General features: G+C 59.8%; 1 protein-coding gene. It reads left to right on the top strand.

The window, feature by feature from the left end; translation table 11 throughout:
* Nucleotides 1–70: 70 nt before the first annotated feature.
* Nucleotides 71–1,290 (top strand): IS3 family transposase gene (locus ACPYOI_RS35685; RefSeq protein WP_368514772.1). Its coding sequence is split into 2 segments (ribosomal slippage): nucleotides 71–407 and nucleotides 407–1,290, totalling 1,221 coding nucleotides; the frame shifts between segments, so codons are not numbered across the junction.
* Nucleotides 1,291–1,319 lie beyond the last annotated feature (29 nt).

Here is a 1,319-nt window from a genome sequence, read left to right as displayed (position 1 = left end):
TGAATTAGCCCCCGAAAGGCCCGGACATGCTCCACCACTTAGCTAAGTGGGTAGGAGTAATGTTGGTAATATGACTAGCAGCAATTTTAAGATGGAAGTCCTCGCCGGGCCGGAACGTCGGCGGCGCTGGAGCACGGCAGAGAAGCTGGCGATCATCCACGAGACCTATGAGGCGGACGCGACGGTGAGCATCGTCGCGCGTCGGCACGGCATCCAGCCGAACCAGTTGTTCGCCTGGCGCAAGCTAGCGTCCCAAGGGGCACTGACGGCGACGGCCGCCGAAGAGGAGGTCGTCCCGGCTTCCGAATACCGAGCTCTTCAGGCTCAGGTGAAGGAATTGCAACGCCTGTTGGGCAAGAAGACGATGGAGAGCGAAATCCTGAAGGAAGCCCTCGAAATCGCCGGTGGCCCAAAAAAACATCTGTTGCGCTCGCTCTCTCTTCCGAGGGGGATTTTGGAATGAAGACCGTCTGCGAAACTCTAGGTGTCGCCCGCTCGAATATCGCCGCGCGTGCCGCAGGCTGCCCTTCCAGAGCCAGAGGACGCCCGCCACTACCTGATCGCGAGCTGGTGGAGGACATCAAGGCCGTCATCGCCGATACGCCCACCTACGGCTATCGGCGTGTCCATGCCATCCTGCGTCGGAATGCCCGGAAATTGGGGCGTTCGTGGCCAAACGCCAAGCGTGTCTACCGGGTGATGAAGCTGCATAATCTGCTGCTGGTGCGCCATACCGGAGCCGTTGATGATCGCCTTCACGACGGCCAGGTCGCCGTCGAGCGTTCGAACGTCAGATGGTGCTCCGACGGCTTCGAGATCGGCTGCGACAACAAGGAGAAGGTCCGTGTCGCCTTCGCCCTCGACTGCTGCGATCGCGAGGCAATCGCCCATGTCGCGACCACGGAGGGCATCAAGAGCGAAGACGTGCAGGACCTCGTGATCACCGCTGTCGAGAACCGCTTCGGCCGCATCAACGCGCTATCCCAGCCCATCGAATGGCTCACCGACAACGGCTCCTGCTTCATCGCTAGGGACACGGCATCCTTGCTCCGCGAGATCGGCATGGAACCTTGCACGACACCGGTGCGAAGCCCACAATCGAACGGTATGGCCGAGGCGTTCGTCAAAACCTTCAAGCGCGATTACGTCTCGGTCAATCCAACCCCGGATGCTGAAACCGTCATCGCTCAACTGCCGTTCTGGTTCGAGCATTACAACAATCTTCACCCGCACAGTGCTTTAGGATATCAATCGCCGCGCGAGTTCATCAGCTCGCAATCTCAAACCTGAGCATGTCCGGTCTTTTGGGGGCTACTCCA

Source organism: Rhizobium sp. SVR5-2C, assembly GCF_056755115.1.
Note: the sequence above shows the minus strand (reverse complement) of the source record. Positions and strands in the feature narration are given on the sequence as shown.